The 3,579-nt window shown below is 70.8% G+C and carries 3 protein-coding genes; 2 read left to right on the plus strand and 1 reads right to left on the minus strand.

All coding sequences use genetic code 11. The features are described 5' to 3' along the window. Positions 1-35 precede the first annotated feature (35 nt). Positions 36-899, minus strand: coding sequence for a DsbA family protein (locus ACYVM4_RS11585; RefSeq protein ID WP_368822631.1), 864 nt, complete (start codon positions 897-899; stop codon positions 36-38). Between the two features lie 213 nt (positions 900-1,112). Between ACYVM4_RS11585 and ACYVM4_RS11590 the strand changes: the two genes are divergently transcribed. Both ACYVM4_RS11590 and otsB read left to right on the plus strand, forming a co-directional pair. After that, the gene (locus ACYVM4_RS11590; RefSeq protein ID WP_368822698.1) at positions 1,113-2,567 is read left to right on the plus strand and encodes an alpha,alpha-trehalose-phosphate synthase (UDP-forming); all 1,455 of its coding nucleotides are present in this window, start codon (positions 1,113-1,115) and stop codon (positions 2,565-2,567) included. Further along, a complete protein-coding gene (gene otsB / locus ACYVM4_RS11595; RefSeq protein ID WP_460668672.1) occupies positions 2,567-3,373 on the plus strand; it encodes a trehalose-phosphatase in 807 nt (268 codons plus the stop codon). Before ACYVM4_RS11590 ends, otsB begins: the two co-directional genes overlap by 1 nt. Positions 3,374-3,579 lie beyond the last annotated feature (206 nt).

The raw sequence follows: 3,579 nt of genomic DNA on the forward strand, positions 1-3,579 counted from the left end.
CGGCGCCGTCGTCCTGCTCCGTGCGGGAGGGGTCGCTACTCCTTGGCCGCCACGGCCGCGTCGAGGGCCTCCTGGAAGGCCTCGTTGCCGAGCCGCTCGCCGTCGATGAAGACGGTCGGGGTGCCCGAGACACCGTTGGCGAGGGACTCCTGCGAGACCACGTTGACCATCGGCCGCCACGTGTTCTCCTCGAGCGCGCTCGCGATGTCGGCGCCGTGGGAGGAGGCGATCTCCACGAGCTGCTCGTCGTCCAGCCCACCGGTGCCCTGGTGGGTGAAGATCTCCTCGACGAAGGCGAGGTACTGCTCGGCCGAGGCCTGGTTGCCCACCTCGTAGGCGGCGGCCGCGGCCCGCGAGGAGTACTGCGTCGGCGTGGAGCGGTCGAGGAAGTTCAGGTTGCGGTACTCGAGGACGATGTCGCCCGAGGTCACGGCTTCTTCGAGCGCATCGGCGTTCTCGGCCTCGAAGTCGGCACAGTGCACGCACTCGAAGTCCTGGAAGATCACGACCTGCACGGGCTCGTCGTCACCGGAGGCCTCGACGCCCGGCGGGACAGCGGTGTCGTCGGGGGTCTCCGGGGCCTCGGGCACCTCACCGAGGTCGCGCTCCTCGACCTCGGACTCGCCCGTGCGGATCCCGTCGGCCGTCAGCACCGTGCCGCCCCACTGGTTCGCACTGGCGGGAACGGGGCCGGCCTCGGGGATCTGCTGGGCGCGGTTCTGCGCCACCACGATGCCGATCACCGCGACGATCACGAGGACCAGGGCGAGGATGCCCAGCTGCAGGATCCGGCGGGAGCGCTTGTCCTGCCGTGCGTGCTGGTCCGCGACCTGCCGCGCCCGCTCTCGGGCGGCGTCGCGGTTCCGGGGGTCGGGGGTCGTGCTGCTGCTGGTGGCCATGGGTCCTCTTCGAAAGATCCTGGGGGGCGGATGGGGACGTGTCGTCGCCCAGATTATCGGACCCCCTCCCGGGCCGCCGACTCAGGAGATCATCAGGCAGAACCGTGAGCACACTGATGAATAGACTGGAGCCGGGACGACGACGACCTACCGGAAGGACATCTCGTGACTGCAGAGCAGACCCCCACCGCCTCCTCGGACGATCTGGAGCAGGTGCCGGAGCCACGGACGGACGTGCCGCAGGAGGGCGGCTACGACTTCGTCGTGGTCTCCAACCGTCTGCCGGTGGAGCGCGTCGTCGAGCACGGGGAGTCCTCCTGGCGCCGCTCCCCCGGTGGGCTCGTGGCCGCCCTGTCCCCCGTGATGGCCCGCAACGCCGGCGCCTGGGTGGGCTGGCACGGGGCCGCAGACGAGACGCTGGAGCGCTTCGACCACGACGTCTTCCACCTCGCCCCGGTGCCGCTGTCCGCCGGGGAGGTGGAGGCCTACTACGAGGGCTTCTCCAACGCGACCCTGTGGCCCCTCTACCACGACGTCATCGCGCCGCCGGAGTTCCACCGCGCGTGGTGGAACAGCTATCGCCAGGTCAACCGCCGCTTCGCCGAGCGGACGGCCGAGATCGCCGCCGAGAACGCCACCGTGTGGGTGCAGGACTACCAGCTGCAGCTGGTCCCCAAGATGCTGCGGGAGCTGCGGCCGGACCTCACGATCGGCTTCTTCAACCACATCCCGTTCCCGCCCCTGGAGATCTTCGCGCAGCTGCCCTGGCGGCGGGACGTCCTCGACGGGCTGTCGGGCGCAGACCTCATCGGCTTCCAGCGCCCCGGTGACGCCCAGAACTTCCAGCGCTGCGTGCGGCGGTTCCTGGACGTGCCGTTCAAGAACGGGGTGGCCCGCTTCGGCACGGACGACGCCGCATGGACCGTGCACGCGCAGGCGTACCCCATCTCCATCGACGCGCAGTCGATCCGGGAGCTGGCCTCCCGCCCGGAGGTCAAGGAGCGGGCCCGGGAGATCCGCCACGAGCTCGGCGACCCGGAGACCGTGTTCCTGGGCGTCGACCGCCTGGACTACACGAAGGGCATCCTGCACCGCATCAAGGCCTACGGGGAGCTGCTGGAGGACGGCAGGCTGACGGTGGGGCCGTCGGTGCTGGTCCAGGTGGCCAATCCCTCCCGGGAGCGCGTGGAGTCCTACGTCCAGCTCCGGGAGGACGTGGAGGGCCTCGTGGGCCATCTCAACGGCCAGCACGACACCATCTCCCACACCGCGATCCGCTATCTGCACCACGGCTACCCGTTCGAGGAGATGGTGGCCCTGTACCTCGCGACCGACGTCATGCTCGTGACCTCCCTCCGGGACGGCATGAACCTGGTGGCCAAGGAGTACGTCGCGGCCAGGACGGACGGGTCCGGGGTCCTGGTCCTCTCGGAGTTCACGGGGGCCGCCGAGCAGCTCAAGCAGGCGCTGCTGATCAATCCCCACGACATCGACGGGCTCAAGAACGCGATGCTGCGGGCCAAGGACATGCCCGCGGCCGAGGCGAAGAAGCGGATGCGCTCGATGCGCCGACAGGTCCTGGGCAACGACGTCAACGACTGGTCGGAGGCGTTCCTGCGGGATCTCGCCCGCACCCGCCCCGGGACGACCGATGAGGAGGAGCGGTGATGGACCCGCACGACGACACCCGCCCGGCGCTGGAGGACGCCCTCGCCCGGGCGGCCGAGGCCGAGACCCTGCTGATCGCCCTCGACTTCGACGGCACCCTGGCCCCGTTCACGGACGACCCGGACGACAGCCGGGCGCTGCCGGAGGCCCGGTCCGCGCTCGAGGAGCTCCTCGAGCTGGACCGCACGTACGTGGCCGTCGTCTCCGGGCGGCCCATGCGGTTCCTGCGCTCCGTGGTGGACCCGGCCGGCCGGATGCTCCTGTCCGGCTCGCACGGGGCGGAGCTGCTGCTCGACGCCCTGGGGGACGCGGCCGCCGACACCGCACTGGAGCTCTCCCCTGCCCAGCAGGAGCTGCTGGCGCAGGCCACCGCGCTCGTGGAGGCGCAGGTGGCCCGGTATCCCGGGTCCAGGCTGGAGCTGAAGCCGACGGGGGCCGCCTTCCACACCCGCACGATGGCGGACCAGACCCTGTGCGCCCGGGCGGAGCAGGAGATGTTCGAGCAGTTCGAACAGCTCGAGGGGCTGAAGATCACCCCGGGCCAGCACGTGGTCGAGTCCTCGGTGCACTCGGCGACGAAGGGCGAGGGCATCACGGCGTTCATGCAGGCCACCGGCGCCGACGTCACCCTGTTCGCCGGTGACGACGTCACGGACGAGAACGCGATGCGAGAGCTCGGCCCCGCCGATCTCGGCATCAAGGTGGGCACGGGGCAGAGCCTGGCCGCGCACCGGGTCGCCTCGCCGGACGAACTGGCCACGGCCCTGGCCCGGCTGGCCGAGCTGCGCCGGGGCCGGCTGCGGTGACCTCGGGTGACGGCGCGCCGATGGCGGCGGCGTCCCGACGGTGATTAGGATCACTGTGGCCCCCATCACGTGAGGGGGCAGCTCTTCTCCTTCGGATCGTCCGGCACGTGCCTGCCGGGAAAGAGGCCTCGAACCATGTCTTCTGTGCGCTACGCGAATGTGACCTGTCAGTACCCCGGTGCCGAGCGGCCCTCGGTGACCGGGCT

The sequence above is a fragment of the Kocuria himachalensis genome, assembly GCF_054784195.1.

Coding starts and splice junctions, on each gene's coding strand:
- ACYVM4_RS11585 (WP_368822631.1), bottom strand. CDS start 899: ATGGCCACCAGCAGCAGCACGACCCCCGACCCCCGGAACCGCGACGCC.
- otsB (WP_460668672.1), top strand. CDS start 2,567: ATGGACCCGCACGACGACACCCGCCCGGCGCTGGAGGACGCCCTCGCC.